This window comes from Kitasatospora sp. NPDC114501, assembly GCF_055633695.1.
The window spans coordinates 127267-143297 of sequence record NZ_JBVKDS010000002.1 but is presented as its reverse complement, the minus strand read 5'-3'; the positions used below and the strand labels follow the sequence as shown (position 1 = coordinate 143297).

General features: G+C 73.3%; 12 protein-coding genes. 6 read left to right on the top strand and 6 right to left on the bottom strand.

Features of this window, described 5'->3' with window-relative positions; all coding sequences use genetic code 11:
- The first annotated feature begins 212 nt into the window (after nt 1–212).
- Nucleotides 213–884 (top strand): class I SAM-dependent methyltransferase, encoded by a 672-nt coding sequence (locus ACZ7RU_RS04185; protein ID WP_470339752.1) that lies wholly within the window; start codon nt 213–215, stop codon nt 882–884.
- Nucleotides 885–1153: 269 nt separating this feature from the next.
- On the top strand, nt 1154–2887 hold the full coding sequence (locus tag ACZ7RU_RS04180) for a SpoIIE family protein phosphatase (RefSeq protein ID WP_470339751.1): 1734 nt from the start codon (nt 1154–1156) through the stop codon (nt 2885–2887).
- 51 nt (nt 2888–2938) lie between these two features.
- On the opposite strand, the gene ACZ7RU_RS04175 is transcribed toward ACZ7RU_RS04180, so the two are convergent.
- Nucleotides 2939–5194: an MMPL family transporter gene (locus ACZ7RU_RS04175; protein WP_470339412.1), complete on the bottom strand. Its 2256-nt coding sequence runs from the start codon at nt 5192–5194 to the stop codon at nt 2939–2941.
- Between the two features lie 125 nt (nt 5195–5319).
- Here ACZ7RU_RS04175 and ACZ7RU_RS04170 point away from each other — a divergent pair, with 125 nt between their 5' ends.
- On the top strand, nt 5320–5967 hold the full coding sequence (locus ACZ7RU_RS04170; protein ID WP_470339411.1) for a TetR/AcrR family transcriptional regulator: 648 nt from the start codon (nt 5320–5322) through the stop codon (nt 5965–5967).
- On the opposite strand, the gene ACZ7RU_RS04165 is transcribed toward ACZ7RU_RS04170, so the two are convergent.
- The gene (locus tag ACZ7RU_RS04165) at nt 5968–6918 is read right to left on the bottom strand and encodes a LysR substrate-binding domain-containing protein (protein WP_470339750.1); all 951 of its coding nucleotides are present in this window, start codon (nt 6916–6918) and stop codon (nt 5968–5970) included.
- A 190-nt stretch (nt 6919–7108) separates the two neighbouring features.
- Here ACZ7RU_RS04165 and ACZ7RU_RS04160 point away from each other — a divergent pair, with 190 nt between their 5' ends.
- Both ACZ7RU_RS04160 and ACZ7RU_RS04155 read left to right on the top strand, forming a co-directional pair.
- Complete coding sequence (locus tag ACZ7RU_RS04160; protein WP_470339410.1) at nt 7109–7660, top strand: peroxiredoxin; 552 nt, start codon at nt 7109–7111, stop codon at nt 7658–7660.
- Between the two features lie 3 nt (nt 7661–7663).
- The gene (locus ACZ7RU_RS04155; protein WP_470339409.1) at nt 7664–8206 is read left to right on the top strand and encodes an alkyl hydroperoxide reductase; all 543 of its coding nucleotides are present in this window, start codon (nt 7664–7666) and stop codon (nt 8204–8206) included.
- A gap of 125 nt (nt 8207–8331) precedes the next feature.
- On the opposite strand, the gene ACZ7RU_RS04150 is transcribed toward ACZ7RU_RS04155, so the two are convergent.
- The 4 genes from ACZ7RU_RS04150 to ACZ7RU_RS04135 form a co-directional block, all read right to left on the bottom strand.
- Nucleotides 8332–9864 (bottom strand): AI-2E family transporter, encoded by a 1533-nt coding sequence (locus ACZ7RU_RS04150; RefSeq protein WP_470339408.1) that lies wholly within the window; start codon nt 9862–9864, stop codon nt 8332–8334.
- A 509-nt stretch (nt 9865–10373) separates the two neighbouring features.
- The gene (locus ACZ7RU_RS04145; RefSeq protein WP_470339407.1) at nt 10374–11111 is read right to left on the bottom strand and encodes an aggregation-promoting factor C-terminal-like domain-containing protein; all 738 of its coding nucleotides are present in this window, start codon (nt 11109–11111) and stop codon (nt 10374–10376) included.
- A gap of 451 nt (nt 11112–11562) precedes the next feature.
- The gene (locus ACZ7RU_RS04140; protein WP_387749708.1) at nt 11563–12897 is read right to left on the bottom strand and encodes a PhoH family protein; all 1335 of its coding nucleotides are present in this window, start codon (nt 12895–12897) and stop codon (nt 11563–11565) included.
- A gap of 302 nt (nt 12898–13199) precedes the next feature.
- A complete protein-coding gene (locus ACZ7RU_RS04135; RefSeq protein ID WP_387749705.1) occupies nt 13200–13994 on the bottom strand; it encodes an isoprenyl transferase in 795 nt (264 codons plus the stop codon).
- Between the two features lie 422 nt (nt 13995–14416).
- Between ACZ7RU_RS04135 and ACZ7RU_RS04130 the strand changes: the two genes are divergently transcribed.
- Nucleotides 14417–16027 carry a chitinase gene (locus tag ACZ7RU_RS04130; RefSeq protein ID WP_470339406.1) on the top strand — a complete coding sequence of 537 codons (1611 nt, stop codon included), beginning with the start codon at nt 14417–14419 and terminating at the stop codon, nt 16025–16027.
- Nucleotides 16028–16031 lie beyond the last annotated feature (4 nt).

Sequence of the window (16031 nt, the reverse complement as noted above, 5' to 3'; positions counted from 1 at the left end):
CCATCGGGGTGCAGTCCGGGTCCGTGTGGTGCGCAGAGCGTGATGTACCGCCACCGGCAGCGGCCCGCGGGGCCGTGGAGGAGCCACCGGAGGCCACGGGTGGAAGGGTGCCTCGCAACGTGACGACCGGACAGATATCCGACCCGTTCCCCGTCGGCGAGGACGCCGGCGACGACGAGCCCGAGGTACGGCGGCGGCGGGCGGCCCGGGCACTGCAGGCGGTCGCCTTCGACACCATCGGCACCGGGTACGGCGAGGCCTTCCCCGCCAAGGACGGACAGCTGGCCTGCGTCCGGCGGCTGCTCGCCGGGCTCGAACCGGGCGCCCGGGTGCTGGACGTGGGCTGCGGCACCGGTGACCCGACCGTCCGCCAGCTGGTCTCGGCGGGTCTGCGGGTGACCGGCGCGGACCTCTCCGACGGGATGCTCACGCTGGCCCGGCGGACCGCCTTCCCGGGTGCGTTCGCACCGGTCTTCCATCGGATCGACCTGTACGATCTGGCCACCGAGCGTGCGGACCGGGTCTGGAACGCCCCCGGGCTGGGGCGGGACGGCCGGGGCGGCTTCGCCGCGGTCACCGCGTTCTTCTCGCTGATCCTGCTGCCGCAGGACGAGATCCCGACCGTGCTCGGTCGGCTGCGCGAACTCCTGCGGCCCGGAGGGCTCCTGGCGCTCGGTATGGTCGAGGCGGACCTGGATCACGTTCCGCTTCCGTTCCTTGGCAGAGAGCTGCGGATCAGTGGGTATCTGAGGGAGGATCTGGAGCGGGTTCTGGTCTCGGCCGGCTTCGCCGTCGAGGAGTGCTCGGGGCATCCCTACGCACCGGCCAGCACCTCGCTGCCGCCGGAGGAACAGCTGTACCTGTGCTGTCGACGCGTCGGCTGATCGAACGGGGGCAGGACCGGCCGCACCCCCGGCCGACGCAACAGAACAGCTCACCGACCACACCGAATCCAGGACAGGCAGCCGTGCGCGACCAGCTCAAGACCGAGGCGGAGCAGCCGCCCGCCGTCCCGGGCCAGCGCCGCCAGGTCCCGGCCGTGCCGCCGGCCCCGACCTCGGCCCCGCCGGCTCCGACCCCGACTCCGACGACGGCCCCGACGGCGGCCCAGGCCCAGGCCCGACGGACGGGTGGCCGGCCGGAGCGCGCCGAGATGGCGGACCGCCTGGCGTACCTCGACTCGGCGACCCGGCGGATCAACAGCGCCCTCGACCTCGCCGCGACGCTGCGCAACATCGGCCGGGTGCTGGTCCCGACGCTCGCCGACGCCGCCGTCGTCCACCTGCGCGACCCGCTGCCCAACGTCGAACGCGAACCCGGCTTTCCCGAGGAGCTGCGGATACACCACAGCACCGGCACCCGGATCGGCCGCCGCGGCCGCCCGAGCCTGGACGACCGGCGCCGCTCCCGCTACGGCGCCCGCTCGACCGCCGACGGCGGCCCGGCCACCCCGGTGACCCGCGGCGGAGCCCTCGCCCACGCCCTGCTGAGCCGCCGCCCCGCCGAGGCGGCCGTCCTCGGCACCCCCGCCGCCGAGCGCGCCGAGACGCTGCTGCGCGAGCTGTACGGCACCCGCGGGGTGGCCCGGCTGGCCGCCGGCACCTCCGTCCTCGCCCTGCCGCTGCGCGGCCGCAAGGCCGTGCTCGGGCTGCTGATACTGATCCGCCGCCCTCCCGAACGCAGCGGCCGCCCGGTCTTCGACGCCGCGGACACCGCGACCGCCGCACACCTCGCCACCCAGGCCGGGCTGGCCGTGGACACCGCGCTGCGCTACGCCCGCGAGTGGGAGATCGCCAACGAGCTCCAGCGCAGCATGCTGCCGCTGCGCCTGCCGCAGTCGCACGGCGTCCGGATCGCCCAGCGCTACCTGCCCGGTGAGCGCGGCGCGCAGGTCGGCGGGGACTGGTACGACGCCGTCCCGCTGCCCGGCAACCGGGTCGCCCTGATCGTCGGCGACGTGATGGGCCACTCGCTCACCTCGGCCGCCATCATGGGCCAACTGCGCACCAGCGCCCAGACCCTGGCCGCCCTCGACCTGCCGCCGCACGAGGTGCTCTACCACCTGGACGAGCAGGCCCAGCGGCTCGGCCGCGAACAGCACCTGGCCACCTGCGTCTACGCGGTGTACGACCCGATCGCCAACCGGGTGATGATGGCCAACGCCGGACACGTCCCGCCGGTGCTGGTCCGCCCGGACGGCACCGCCGAACTGGTCGAGCTGGACTCCGGGGCGCCGATCGGCGTCGGCGGGGTGGACTTCAACTCCGTCGAGCTGCCCGCGCCGCCCGGCTCGGCGCTGCTGCTGTTCACCGACGGCCTGGTGGAGACCCGCACCCGCCCGATCAGCGACGGCCTGGAGCTGCTGCGGGCCCGGATCGCCTCCGCCCGCTGGCAGACCCCCGAGCAGCTGTGCCAGGAGGCGCTGCGGATCCTGCCGCCCGGCGACCGCGGCGACGACATCGCGCTGCTCGGCGCCTGCTTCGACGGCATCCCGGCCGGGGACGTCGCGCACTGGTACCTCCAGCCGCGCAACGAGACGCCGAGCCGGGCCCGCCGGCTGGCCGCGCACACGCTGCGCCGCTGGGGGCTGGACGAGCTCAGCGAGGCGACCGAGCTGATGGTCAGCGAGCTGGTGACCAACGCCGTCCAGCACGCGACCCGGCCGGTCACCCTGAGCCTGGTGCGCACCACCCGGCTGCGCTGCGAGGTCGGCGACGACAGCCCGCTGCTGCCGCGCCCGCGCCGCACCGGCCCGGAGGACGAACGCGGGCGCGGGCTGCAGATAGTGGCCCGGTGCGCGGACCGCTGGGGCGCGACCAGGCTGGGCACCGGCAAGGTGGTCTGGTTCGAGCAGCGGCTGCCCGTACCCGTGCCCACCGGGGCCTGAACGCGGAAGCGCCCGGCGGGAACGGATCCCACCGGGCGCCCGTACCGGCCGTCAGACCCGGGTCGGCCGCCTGTCCGGCCTTGCCGACGGCTCCGCCGGCCGTTCCTGCGACCGCTCCTGCGCCGACTGCTCCGCCACGTCCTCCGCCGGCTCCTCCGCCAGCCGGGCGATCAGCTGCTCGCCCTCCATGTCCACCCGCGGCACGACCTTCTCCAGCCGCTTCGGGAACCACCAGGCGGCGCTGCCGAACAGCGCCATCGCGGCCGGCACCAGCGCCATCCGCACCACGAAGGCGTCCACCAGCACGCCCACCGCGAGGGCGAAGCCGATCGGCTGGACGATCGGGTCGTGGCCGAAGACGAACGAGCCGAACACCGCCACCATGATCAGCGCGGCCGCGGTGACCACCCTGGCCCCGTTGCGCACGCCGGCCACCACGGCCTCGCGCGGCGCCGCGCCGTGGACGTGCTGCTCCTTCATCCCGGAGACCAGGAACAGCTCGTAGTCCATCGCCAGCCCGAACAGCACGCCGATCAGCAGGATCGGCACGAAGCTGACCACCGGCCCGACCTTGGGCACGTCGATCAGCCCGTCCAGCCAGCCCCACTGGTAGACCGCGACCACCGCGCCGAGCGAGGCGGTGATGCTGAGCAGGAAGCCGGCCACCGCCTTGAGCGGGACGAGCACCGAGCGGAACGCCAGCGCCAGCAGCACCACCGCGATCCCGACGATCACGGCGAGGAACGGCGGCAGCGCCTGGCCGAGCTTGGTGGAGACGTCGATGTTGGCGGCCGTGGTGCCGGTGACGGCGATGTCCGCGCCGGTCGCCGACTTCAGCTCCGCCTTCCGGTCGCGAATCCCGTCGACCAGCGCCCTGGTGTCCGGGTGGTCCGGGCCGGTCTTCGGGATGACGGTCACCAGCGCGGTGCCGCTCGCCTGGTCGACGGTCGGCGGCAGCAGTGTCCCGACGCCGTCGAGGGTCTGGAGCCTCTCGGCCACGCCCCGCACCGCCTGCTCGGGCCGCGGTGCGCCGTGGGCGTCCACCACGACCACCAGCGGCGCGTTGAAGCCCGGCCCGAAGCTCTCGCCCACCAGGTCGTACGCCTTGCGCGCGTCCGTCCCGGTGGCCTGTGAACCGCCGCCCGGCAGGCCCAGGTCCAGGCTCGCGGCGGGCACCGCCAGGGCGCCCAGCCCGGCCAGGCCGACCAGGAGGACGGGCAGCGGGCGGCGGACCACGAAGCGGCCCCAGCGCTCGCCCAGGGTGGTGCGGCCGTCGGCGGCCAGGGCCCGCTTCCAGACCGGCAGCCGGTCGATGGCCCGGCCGGTGAAACCCAGCACGGCGGGCAGCAGCGTGATCGCGACCAGGACGGCCACCACGACCGCCCCGGAGGCGGCCAGGCCCATCACGGTGAGGAAGGGGACGCCCGCGACGGCGAGTCCGGCGAGCGCGACGACCACGGTCAGACCGGCGAAGACGACGGCGCTGCCGGCGGTCGCGGTGGCCCGGGCGGCGGCCTCCTCCGGCTCCAGGCCCTCGGCGAGGTGCCGGCGGTACCGGAAGAGGATGAACAGCGCGTAGTCGATGCCGACCGCGAGGCCGACCATCAGGGCCAGCACCGGCGCCGTGGTGATGATCTCGAAGGAGCCGGTGAGCGCCAGCAGCCCGGCCATCGTCACGGCGACGCCGACCAGCGCGGTCAGCAGCGGCAGCCCGGCGGCGACCAGCGTGCCGAGGGTCACCACCAGTACCACCCCGGCCACCACCAGGCCGATCGACTCGCTGCCACCCTCGATCTGGGCCATCCGGTTGTACGCGTCGCCGCCGAAGGCGACGTCCAGCCCGGCCGCGCGGGCCGGCTCGGCGGCGGCCCTCACGGCGTCCCGCTGCCGGTCGGTGACGTCGGCGAGCTTGTGGTCGAAGGAGACCAGGGCGATCGCGACCCTCCCGTCCGGCGAGAGCGCGCCGGTGGCGTACGGGTCGGGCACCGCGGCCACGCCCGGCACCCGGGCGATCCGGTCGACGGCCTCGCCGATCGCCCGGCCCGCCTCGGGCGTGCCGATGCCGCCGGGCGCACCGGCGGCGAAGACGACCTGCGCGGAGCCGTGGCCCTGCGCCGGGAAGGTGTCCTTGATCCGGTCCAGGGTGGCCTGCGCCTCGGTGCCCGGGACCCTGAACTCGTCGGTGGTCTTGCCGGCGAAGGCCCCCGCGGCCCCGCCGACGGCGATGAGCAGGGCGATCCAGACGGCGACGACGGCCCGCCGTCGCCGGAAGCAGTAGTGGCCCAGTCGGTACAGGTACGTGGCCATCGGCGGTCCCTCGGGGTCGGTCGGGGCAGGTCGCGTCCCACCGTAGGCCGAACCTTGTCAGTTGACAAAGTTGGTCGAGAGAATCGCTCGACTCAGTTGTCCGACCATGGCGCTACCCTGGCTGAATGGCCCATGTCCCCGCCTCCGAACGCCGACCGCAACTGGTCCAGGCCGCGATCGACCTGATGACCAGGGAGGGAATCGCCGCCGGCAGCACCCGCGCGATCGCGGCCGAGCTGGGGGTGGCGCAGGCCACGGTGCACTACACCTTCGGCACCAAGAAGGACCTCTACCGGGCGGTCGTCGAGCAGCTGAAGGCCGACTTCGTCGGCGAGGTGCGCGCCGCCTCCCCCGGCGACGGCACCTTCGGCGAGCAGGTCCGCACCCTGGCGCACGCGCTCTGGGAGGCCGCCACCGGCGAGCACGGGCGCTGCGTGCTGCTGAGCGAGTTCGGGTCGCTGGCCATGCGCGACCCGGACCTGCGGGAGATCATGCTCGGGCTCCAGCGCGACATCGAGGCCACCTCCGCCGAGATGCTCGACGCCGTCGCGGCCGTCCACGGCCTGACCCTGGCGCTGCCCGCCCGCCGGATCGCCGTCCACTTCCTCGGCGGCTTCGAAGGCCTGACGGCCCGCCACCTCACCCGGCACCGGGCCGGCGAGCGGCCCGACCAGGACACCCTGGAGGCCCTGGAGCTGCTGGTCGCGACCACGGTCGGGCTCTGCCTGGGCGCCCCGGCGGCGGCCCGGTCACCGCTCCGGGAGACGCCCTAGCTAGAAGACGATCCGGACCGGCAGTTCGACCAGCACCTCGCGCAGCGCGGCCGCGAAGCGGTCGTACTCGGCGCTGCGGCCCGAGCCCGGCCGGACGGCCAGCCCGATCCGGCGGCCGGGCGCCGGGGCGGCGAAGCGGACGGCTGCCAGCCGGTCGGCGCGGCCGGCCTCGACGTCCAGCGCGGTGGCGGGCAGCAGGGTCACCCCGAGGCCCCCGGCGACCAGCTGGACCAGGGTGGACAGGCCCGCCGCGCGGGTGGTCGAGCCCGCCGGGTCGGCGCCGACCTCGCGGCAGATGTCCAGCGCCTGGTCGCGCAGGCAGTGGCCCTCCTCCAGCAGCAGCACGTCCAGGTCGAGAAGCACGTCGCGGGGCACGTCGACCCGCCCGGCGAGCGGATGACCGGGCGGCGTGAGCAGGACGAAGTCCTCGTCGAACAGCGGGATGTCCCTGGTCGGCGAGGTCCCGCCGGCGGGCAGCGCGAGCAGCAGGACGTCCAGCCGCCCGGCGGCCAGGCCCTCCAGCAGCGAGGGGGTGCGCTCCTCGTGGACGTGCAGCTCCAGGTCCGGGAAGCGGTCGCGGACCAGCCGCAGCACGGTGGGCAGCAGGTACGGCGCGACGGTCGGGATGACACCCAGGTGCAGCGGCCCGGTGAACGGGCGGCGGGCGGCCTCGACCTCCTCGGTGAGGGCTTGCAACGAGGCGAGCACCCGGCGGGCGTGCTGGTGCACGCGCTCCCCCAGTGGGGTGACAATCACCTTGCGCGTCGTACGCTCGACCAACTGCGCGCCGAGCGACTCCTCCAGCGCCGCGACCGCCCCGGACAGCGCGGGCTGGCTGGTCCCGGTGGCGGCGGCGGCCTCCCGGAAGTGCCGGTGCTCGGCCACCGCGACGAAAGCCCGCAGCTGGGCGACGGTCGGGGTGCGGGGGCTGCGGACTGTGGCACTCGCCACAGTCGGGTCGGCCTTGCCGCCGCCGTTCCTGCGGGTCACCGGCCGTGACGTGGGGAATTCAGTACTGATAACAATCTCCGATCAGACACATCCAGTGTAGCTATTTCCCTGATCAGTCCACGATGTGGAATGGTGACTGATGTCCGGATTCCGGACAAAGCCCCCTCATCTCACTTCAGGAGAAGCGAACGTGCTCACGATCGGTGACAAGTTCCCCGAGTTCGACCTCAAGGCCTGTGTCGACCTGGACGCCGCGAACGCCTTCGCCGACATCAACCACAAGTCCTACGAGGGCAAGTGGAAGGTCGTCTTCTTCTGGCCGATGGACTTCACCTTCGTCTGCCCCACCGAGATCGCCGCGTTCGGCAAGCTGAACGACGAGTTCGCCGACCGCGACGCCCAGATCCTCGGCGTCTCCGGTGACTCCGAGTTCGTGCACCACGCCTGGCGCAAGGACCACAAGGACCTGCGCGACCTGCCCTTCCCGATGCTGGCCGACATCAAGCACGAGCTGATGCAGGCCTGCGGCGTCGAGAACGAGGACGGCACCGCCCAGCGCGCCGTCTTCATCGTCGACCCGAACAACGAGATCCAGTTCGTCATGGTCACCGCCGGCTCCGTCGGCCGTAACCCCAAGGAGGTCCTGCGGGTGCTGGACGCCCTGCAGACCGACGAGCTGTGCCCGTGCAACTGGACCAAGGGCGAGGACACCCTCGACGCCCAGGCCCTGCTGGCGGGCTGACCCATGGCCCTCGACGACCTGAAGGCCGCCCTCCCGGACTACGCCAAGGACCTCAAGCTCAACCTGGGCTCGGTCATCGGCAACTCCGACCTCCCCGCCCAGCAGCTCTGGGGCACCGTGCTGTCCTGCGCGATGGCCACCCGCAGCCCCGGTCTGCTGCGTGAGCTGGAGCCCGAGGCCAAGGCCAACCTCTCCCCGGAGGCGTACACCGCCGCCAAGGGCGCGGCCGCGATCATGGGGATGAACAACGTCTACTACCGGACGCTGCACCTGCTCTCCGACAAGGAGTACAGCACGATGCGGGCCGGTCTGCGGATGAACATCATCGGCACCCCGGGCGTCGAGAAGGTCGACTTCGAGCTCTGGTGCTTCGCGGTCTCGGCCATCAACGGCTGCGGCCAGTGCCTCGACTCGCACGAGGCCGTCCTGCGCAAGGCCGGCGTCGAGCGCGAGGTCGTCCAGGCCTCGATGAAGATCGCCGCCGTCCTGCAGGCCGTGGCCGGCGTCCTCGACTCCGAGGCCGCCCTCGCCGCCGTCGACGCCTGACGCACCCCGGCAGCCCGACTGGCCCCTCCCGGACACCACGTCCGGGAGGGGCCAGTCGCCGTTCTCTCTCCCGCCGCCGTTCCTTCCCGCCGCCGGTCTCCCGAGCAGGCGGCCCGTACGGCGGGTCAGTCGGTGGCGGGTGCAGCCGGCGGGGCGGGGCGGGTGGCCGCGGTGCGTCCGGCGGCGTCCTCCGCGGTGCGCTCGGCCGTCCGTTCGGCGGCCTCGCGGGCGGCTTCGAGCGCGGTGAAGACGGCCTGGCCCGCCTCGTTGCGGCGGCGCAGGTGGGTGACCACGGTGTTGGTGACGGCGATCAGCGGGACGGCGACCACCGCGCCGCCGATGCCGCCGATGATGCCGCCGGCCGCGACGCCGAGCACGACCCCGAGCGGGTGGACCCGGACGGCCCGGCCGAGGATCAGCGGCTGGAGGATGTGGCTCTCCACCTGCATCACCACCACCAGCACCACCAGCACCATCAGCGCCGTCCACGGCCCCTGGGTGACCAGCGCGATCAGCACCGCGACGGTACCGGTGATCAACGCGCCGACCAGCGGGACGAAGGCGCCCAGGAAGATGATCACGGCCAGCGGCAGGGCCAGCGGCACGCCCAGCAGGTCGACGCCGATGCCGATGCAGAGCGCGTCGATGAAGGCCACGCAGACCGTGCCGCGCACATAGGCGGTGAGCGTCGTCCAGGCCTTGGGGCCGGCCCCGGCCATCGCGAAGCGGGAGTGCCTCGGCAGGCCGCGCAGCGCCCAGTTCCAGATCCTCCCGCCGTCGTAGAGGAAGAAGAAGGTGGTGAAGAAGGTCATCAGCAGCGCGGTCAGCACCTCGACGGCGATCTGCGCACCGGTGATCGAGGCCGAGGTGAGCTGATCGGTGTTGGTGGTGATGGCCTTGGTGATCTGGTTGGCGAAGTCGGTGATCTGCTGCTGGGTCAGGTGCAGCGGCCCGGTGACCAGCCAGTCCCGCAGCTGGTTGACGCCGGTCTTCACCTGGGTGGTGACGTCCGAGAGGTTGGTCGACACCTGCCAGACCACGAACCAGCCGACCAGCCCGATCCCGGCCAGACCGCTGAGGAACACCCCGCCGGCCGCCAGTGAGCGCGGCACCCCGCGCCGGCGCAGCCAGGAGACCGAGGGCTCCAGCAGCGCGGTGATCAGCAGTGAGGCCAGCACCGAGAAGGCGACCAGCCGCAGCATGTCGACCACGTAGAAGACGACGTAGAGCGCGGCGCCGAGCAGCAGCAGCCGCCAGGTCGACTCGGCGGCCACCCGCAGCCCCCACGGCACCGCCTCGGCCGGCGTGGCCGGACGGCCGGGGTGGTACTCCCGGCCGAGCCCGGCGTGCGCGGCCGGTGCGGGCGGGGCGGCCGGGGGAGCCGCGGCGGACGGCTGGACCGCCGCGACCGCCGGGCCTGCCGGCGCCGGGGCCGGGTCCGTCCGCGGGACCGGGACCGGGCCGGGCGCCTCGGCGAGTGCCGGGACGTGCCCGTCCACGAGTGCCGGGAGGTGCCCGTCGGCCAGTGCCGGGAGGGCCGGCTCGTGCGGGTCGGCCGCCATCGCGGCGCGCCGGCGCCGCTCGATCACGGCGGCCGCGCTGGCCACCACGGCCATGCCCTTGGCCACGGCCTTGAAGGCCTTTCCGCCCCGCGCCATCCTCGCTACCACCGCTCCCCTGCCGAACCCGCCGTGCCCGGCGGTACGCCGCGGGTCCCGCCGCGGCCGTCAGGGATGACGCTACCCCGGCCCGGGTGCGGCGAGTCCGGTCGCCGGTCCGTTCGACTCGTCGCTCCCGCCCCGACGATCCGGACAAAACGCCAGGTTCCATAGGGTTTCGGACGCGGTGCGTGGGGGATGAGTCGGGACGAGACCCCGGAGCCGAGCCGCCGAGGTCGCCCCACGGCCAACCGCCGGCGGACCGGCCGGTGCGGGAGGCGACCAGGACCCCTTCCCGCGCCCCGCGTCCGCAACCGGGACCGCACCGCCCGAGGACGCACTGGTCAGCGCAGCCCGGGCGGCGCGGTCCGCCTCTTGCCCCGCCGGCCCCCGGCGGCGCCACCCGTTCGTCGGCCCGGGCCGGAGAACGCCACGGCCCCGGTCGCCCGTCCGGGGAGGACGGGTGACCGGGGCCGTGGGGAACCGCGCCGCCGCGGCGGCGGCCGTTCCTAGTACCAGTTGTGGCTCTGCCAGAACGACCAGGCGCCACAGGGGCTGCCGTAGCGGGAGTTCATGTAGCTGAGGCCCCACTTGATCTGGGTGGCCGGGTTGGTGCGCCAGTCGGCACCGGCCGAGGCCATCTTGGTGCCGGGCAGCGCCTGGACCAGGCCGTAGGCACCGGAGCTCTTGTTGGTCGCGGTGTAGTCCCAGCCGCTCTCGCGCTTCACGATCTGGCTGAAGCACTGGAACTGCGTGTCGTTGCCGACGATCTGCCGGGCCAGGTCCTGGACCGAGCCGGGGCTGACCGAGACGGCCGGCGCGTCCTCCACCGCGGTCATCGCCGAGCGGGCCTTGGAGCGGTTGGCGGCGGCCTCGTCGGCCTTCCGCTTCTCCTCCGCGGCCTTGGCGGCCTTCTCCGCGTCGGCCTTGGCCTGGGCGTCGGCCTTCGCCTGGGCGTCCGCGGCCGCCTTCTGGCGCGCGGCCTCCTCGGCGGCCTTCTGCTCCGCGGCGGCCTTGGCGGCCGCGTCGGCGGAGGCCTGCTGGGCGGACGCCTGCTGGCCGATGTTGTCACTGATGGTCTGCGCCTGGGCGCCAGAGGGGACTTCGGCAAGCAGGGTCGCGCCGGCGACGTCGACCGTCTGCGTGGTCTTGCCCTCGCTGCCCGAGGCCATACCCACGACGGCACCGACAGCGGTGACGGCGGTGGCGGAGGCCACAGCGACTCCCCGGACCGAGATCCGAGTCACATGGTTTCCTTCCAGCATCGCCCACGCGTGACCGTACGGGCGCAACATGCCCCTTGGCACGGACCTCCGCACGGTGCTCTGGTCACGGGAGGTGCTGGCCCGGCGTCCGGCCGAGGTGAGGCGACCGGGCGTTGAAATCGGGCGGCGTACGGCTCAACGGTCTTCAATTGTGTGTCCACCGACCGGAGTTGGCGGACCTTCCGGGGCCTGACTCCCGGAGTGCGGGAGCCCTGCCGCGCCGTACGCGGGGCCTGACAGAACCCTCACCATGCCGCACCGGGTACTGTCGACGCAATTCCCGCCCGCGTGGCGCATGTCACATCCACCGTACGGCAGTTCCCCGGACGGAAAGCACTCGATGTGATGAGACGGATGGAGCCCGCTCCCTCAGGAACGGGCTCCGGAACGCGAGTTGACCGTATTGTCCGACTATGCCCCTATCGAGGGCGGATCACGGGTGGATGTCCTCCAGCATCTCCGTGACCAGCGCCGCGATCGGCGACCGCTCCGAGCGGGTGAGCGTGATGTGGGCGAAGAGCGGATGGCCCTTCAGCTTCTCCACCACCGCCACCACGCCGTCGTAGCGGCCCACCCGGAGGTTGTCCCGCTGCGCCACGTCGTGGGTGAGCACCACCCGCGAGCCCTGGCCGATCCGGGACAGCACCGTCAGCAGGACGTTGCGCTCCAGCGACTGCGCCTCGTCCACGATCACGAAGGCGTCGTGCAGCGAGCGCCCCCGGATGTGGGTCAGCGGCAGCACCTCCAGCATCCCGCGGGAGATGACCTCCTCGATCACGTCCGGGGTGGTGACGGCGGAGAGGGTGTCGAAGACCGCCTGCGCCCAGGGGCCCATCTTCTCCGCCTCGGAGCCCGGCAGGTAGCCGAGTTCCTGGCCGCCGACCGCGTACAGCGGCCGGAAGACCATCACCTTGCGGTGCTGCCTCCGCTCCAGCACCGCTTCCAGCCCCGCGCACAGCGCCAGCGCCGACTTCCCGGTGCCGGCCCGGCCGCCCATCGAGACGATCCCGATCTCCGGGTCGAGCAGCAGGTCCAGCGCCACCCGCTGCTCGGCGCTGCGCCCGCGCAGCCCGAACGCCTCGCGCTCGCCGCGCACCAGCCGCACCCGGCCGTCGCCGGTGACCCGGCCGAGCGCCCGGCCGCGCTCCGAGGTCAGCACCAGCCCGGTGTGGACGGGCAGCTCGGCGGCGCCGTCGACGTCCACCCCGGCGTCGTGGCCGACCGAGAACAGCGCGTCCACCTGATCGGCCGGGACGTGCAGTTCGGACATGCCCGTCCAGCCCGAGGTGACCGCCAGTTCGGCCCGGTACTCCTCGGCGAGCAGGCCCACCGAGCTGGCCTTGATCCGCAGCGGCAGGTCCTTGGACACGACGGTGACGTCGTAGCCCTCGGCCTGGAGGTTGCGGGCGACCGCGAGGATCCGGGTGTCCGCCTCGCCGCCGCCGGCCCGGTAGCCGGCCGGCAGTATCGACACGTCGGAGTGGTTGAGCTCGACCCGGATGGTGCCGCCGAGTTCGCCGACCGGGATCGGCTCGTCGAGCCGGCCGTGGCGGATGCGGTAGTCGTCGAGCAGCCGCAGCGCCTGGCGGGCGAAGTAGCCCAGCTCCGGGTGGTGCCGCTTGGCCTCCAGCTCGGTGACGACCACCACCGGGAGGACGACCTCGTGCTCCTCGAAGCGGGTCATGGCGAGCGGGTCCGCCAGGAGCACGCTGGTGTCGAGAACGTACGTGCGCCGGTCTGGTGTCCGGCGGCTCTTGGAACTGACCACTAGGCCTCCAGAGCGGATGACCCTGCGTCATCCGCGGCAAGCCGGCCCTCGCTGCCCCGGTGGCCTCGGGGCCGGACTGACTGGAGTATTCCCAGGCGAGGAACGGTGCATTCGCGCCCCCGGCGAACTGACGGATCATTGCCGGTGAACGTTTGGCCTCGCGCGGGCGCCGGGTAGGCCAGGCCTACGGCGGTCATTTCCTCCGGCGGCAGGCGCCCGGGGCCCGCGCCCCAGGAGCGCGCCGGGACACCGCCGGGACATCACGGGCGCGCCGCCGGGACCAGCCGGGACGGCCCCCGGGGCTACAGCCCCAGCCGCCGGTGGCGCTGTTCGTACGCGCGCAGCGCGCGCAGGAAGTCGACCTTGCGGAAGGCCGGCCAGTACGCCTCGCAGAAGTAGAACTCGCTGTGCGCGCTCTGCCAGAGCAGGAAGCCGGACAGCCGCTGCTCGCCCGAGGTGCGGATGATCAGGTCCGGGTCGGGCTGGTTGCGGGTGTAGAGGTGCTCGGCGATGTGCTCGACGGTCAGGATCTCGGCCAGTTCCTCGATCGAGGTTCCGCGCCCGGCCTGCTCCTGGAGCAGCGAGCGGACGGCGTCGGCGATCTCGTGCCGACCGCCGTACCCGACCGCGACGTTGACCGTGATGCCGTCGATGTCGGCGGTCTGGTCGGCGGCCCGCTTGAGCACGTCGGCGGTGTGCTGCGGCAGCAGGTCCAGCGCGCCGACCGGGTGGACCCGCCAGCGGCGGGCGGCGGCCAGGCCGGTGACGGCGTCCTCGATGATGCCGAGCAGCGGGACGAGTTCGTCGGCCGGGCGGTCCAGGTTGTCGGTGGAGAGCATCCAGAGGGTGACGACCTTGACGTGGGTCTCGTCGCACCAGCCGAGGAACTCGCTGATCTTGTCGGCGCCGCGCTGGTGGCCGTACGCGGTGGAGCCGCCGGCCGCCTTGGCCCAGCGGCGGTTGCCGTCCAGGATCACGCCGATGTGGCGCGGGGTGCTCGCGAGGTGGACCTCGACCCGTCGGCCGTAGAGCCCGTACATCCCGCCGAGCAGGGTGCGCAGCCCCGGCGTCCGTTCGGCGACATCGCGCAGACCCATGTTTCCCGGCCCCTCCGTGCTCGTTGCAGCTGGTGCGTCTCCGCCCCCGGCGCAGCCTACTCCGGCGCGCAGGTGCTCGGTAAAGCCGCAGGTAGCGGTCTGGTCACGGTCCTGTACGAAGTCTGTCGCGACGGGCGTGTCGGGGCCGTCCGGCCGGGTGTGTCCGGGGTGGTCCGGACGGGCTCCGCGGCCGTTCCGGCGCTCCCGGGGCGTGGACACGGAACGGTCTCCGAATCCTTAACGGAACCGTAAGCCGTCGTTCCGATGCTTGACGACCGGCAATGGTCTAGTCCAGCTTTTGATCCGGGCCGGAACGATCCTCCTCCTCCGCCCCGCAGGCTCGCTTCGGACCTCCCCTCCCCCACACGCGGCCGCCGCGCCCCCCACCGCGGCGGCCGCTCCTCCCCCAGGAGCGTCACCCCATGGCCCGTACGCTGAACCAGCCCTCGCACAAGCGCCGGCGCAGCCCCCTCCCGGCCGTCGCGGCCGGTGCCACCGCCCTCGCCCTGGCCGGCGGCGGCCTCGCCCTCTTCGCCGGCGGCGCCAACGCGGCGGTCGGCAACCTGGTCGCCAACGGCGGCTTCGACGGCGGGCTCGGGGGCTGGACCTGCGCCGGCGCCGCGACCACGGTCTCCTCCCCGGTCCACTCCGGCACCGGCGCGCTCCAGGCCTCACCGGGCGCCGGCGACACCGCCGAGTGCACCCAGACCATCAGCGTGCTGCCCAACACCAGCTACACGCTGAGCGCTTGGGTCCAGGGTCCGTACGTCTACCTCGGTGCGCGCGGCACCGGCGGCACCGACCCGTCCGCCTGGTCGAACCAGAACGGCTGGAACCAGCTGTCCACCACCTTCACCACCGGGGCGAACGCCACCAGCGTCACCGTCTACCTGCACGGCTGGTACGGCCAGAGCGCCTACCTGGCCGACGACGTCGCGCTGATCGGCCCGGGCGGCGGCGGCAACCCGTCGCCGACCGCGACCCCCACCCCCACGCCGACGGCCACCGCCTCCCCCACGGCCACCGCGACGCCCACGAGGACGGCGACCCCGACGCCCACCGCCACGCCCACCCAGACCGCGACGGCGACCCCCACCCCCACCGCCACGCCGACCAGCACCACCCCGCCCACCGGGCTGCCCGCCCACCTGGTCACCGGCTACTGGCAGAACTTCGACAACAACTCGACCGTGCAGCGGCTGAGCGACGTCCAGAACGCGTACGACATCATCGCGGTGTCCTTCGCCGACGCCGTGCCGACCCGGACCGGCGCGATCAGCTTCACCCTGGACCCGGGCCTGTCCAAGGCCCTCGGCGGCTACACCGACGCCCAGTTCCGCGCCGACGTCAAGGCCAAGCAGGCGGCCGGCAAGAAGGTCATCCTCTCCATCGGCGGCCAGAACGGCGCGATCACCGTCGGGGACGCCACCGCCGGCGCCAACTTCGTCGACAGCGCCTACGCGATCATCAGGGACTACGGCTTCGACGGGATCGACGTCGACCTGGAGAACGGCGTCCAGGCCGGCCCGCTCGGCGACGCGCTGCACGCCCTGCAGGCCAAGGTCGGCCCCGGCTTCGTCCTGACCATGGCCCCGGAGACCATCGGGATGTACAGCACCTCCGGCGCCTACTTCCAGCTGGCGCTGAGGACCAAGGACATCCTCACCGTCGTCAACACCCAGTTCTACAACTCGGGCGGCATGAACGGCTGCGACGGCAAGGTCTACACCCAGGGCACCATCGACTTCATCACCTCGCAGGTCTGCACCCAGATCCAGGGCGGCCTGCGGCCGGACCAGGTGGGCATCGGCGTCCCGGCCTCCACCAAGGCGGCCGGCGGCGGCTACGTCTCCCCGACCGTGGTGAACAACGCGCTGGACTGCCTGGCCACCGGCGCCAACTGCGGCAGCTTCGTGCCGCCGGCCAAGTGGCCGACCATCCGCGGCGCGATGACCTGGTCGACCAACTGGGACGCCAACAACGGCAACGCGTTCTCCAACGCGGTCGGCCCGTTCGTCCACAAGATGCGGTGACCGC

Excerpts from the sequence above, each read along its gene's own strand:
- ACZ7RU_RS04180 (WP_470339751.1), top strand. The coding sequence starts at position 1,154 with ATGGCGGACCGCCTGGCGTACCTCGACTCGGCGACCCGGCGGATCAAC.
- ACZ7RU_RS04175 (WP_470339412.1), bottom strand. The coding sequence starts at position 5,194 with ATGGCCACGTACCTGTACCGACTGGGCCACTACTGCTTCCGGCGACGG.
- ACZ7RU_RS04170 (WP_470339411.1), top strand. The coding sequence starts at position 5,320 with ATGGCCCATGTCCCCGCCTCCGAACGCCGACCGCAACTGGTCCAGGCC.
- ACZ7RU_RS04155 (WP_470339409.1), top strand. The coding sequence starts at position 7,664 with ATGGCCCTCGACGACCTGAAGGCCGCCCTCCCGGACTACGCCAAGGAC.
- ACZ7RU_RS04150 (WP_470339408.1), bottom strand. The coding sequence starts at position 9,864 with ATGGCGCGGGGCGGAAAGGCCTTCAAGGCCGTGGCCAAGGGCATGGCC.
- ACZ7RU_RS04135 (WP_387749705.1), bottom strand. The coding sequence starts at position 13,994 with ATGGGTCTGCGCGATGTCGCCGAACGGACGCCGGGGCTGCGCACCCTG.
- ACZ7RU_RS04130 (WP_470339406.1), top strand. The coding sequence starts at position 14,417 with ATGGCCCGTACGCTGAACCAGCCCTCGCACAAGCGCCGGCGCAGCCCC.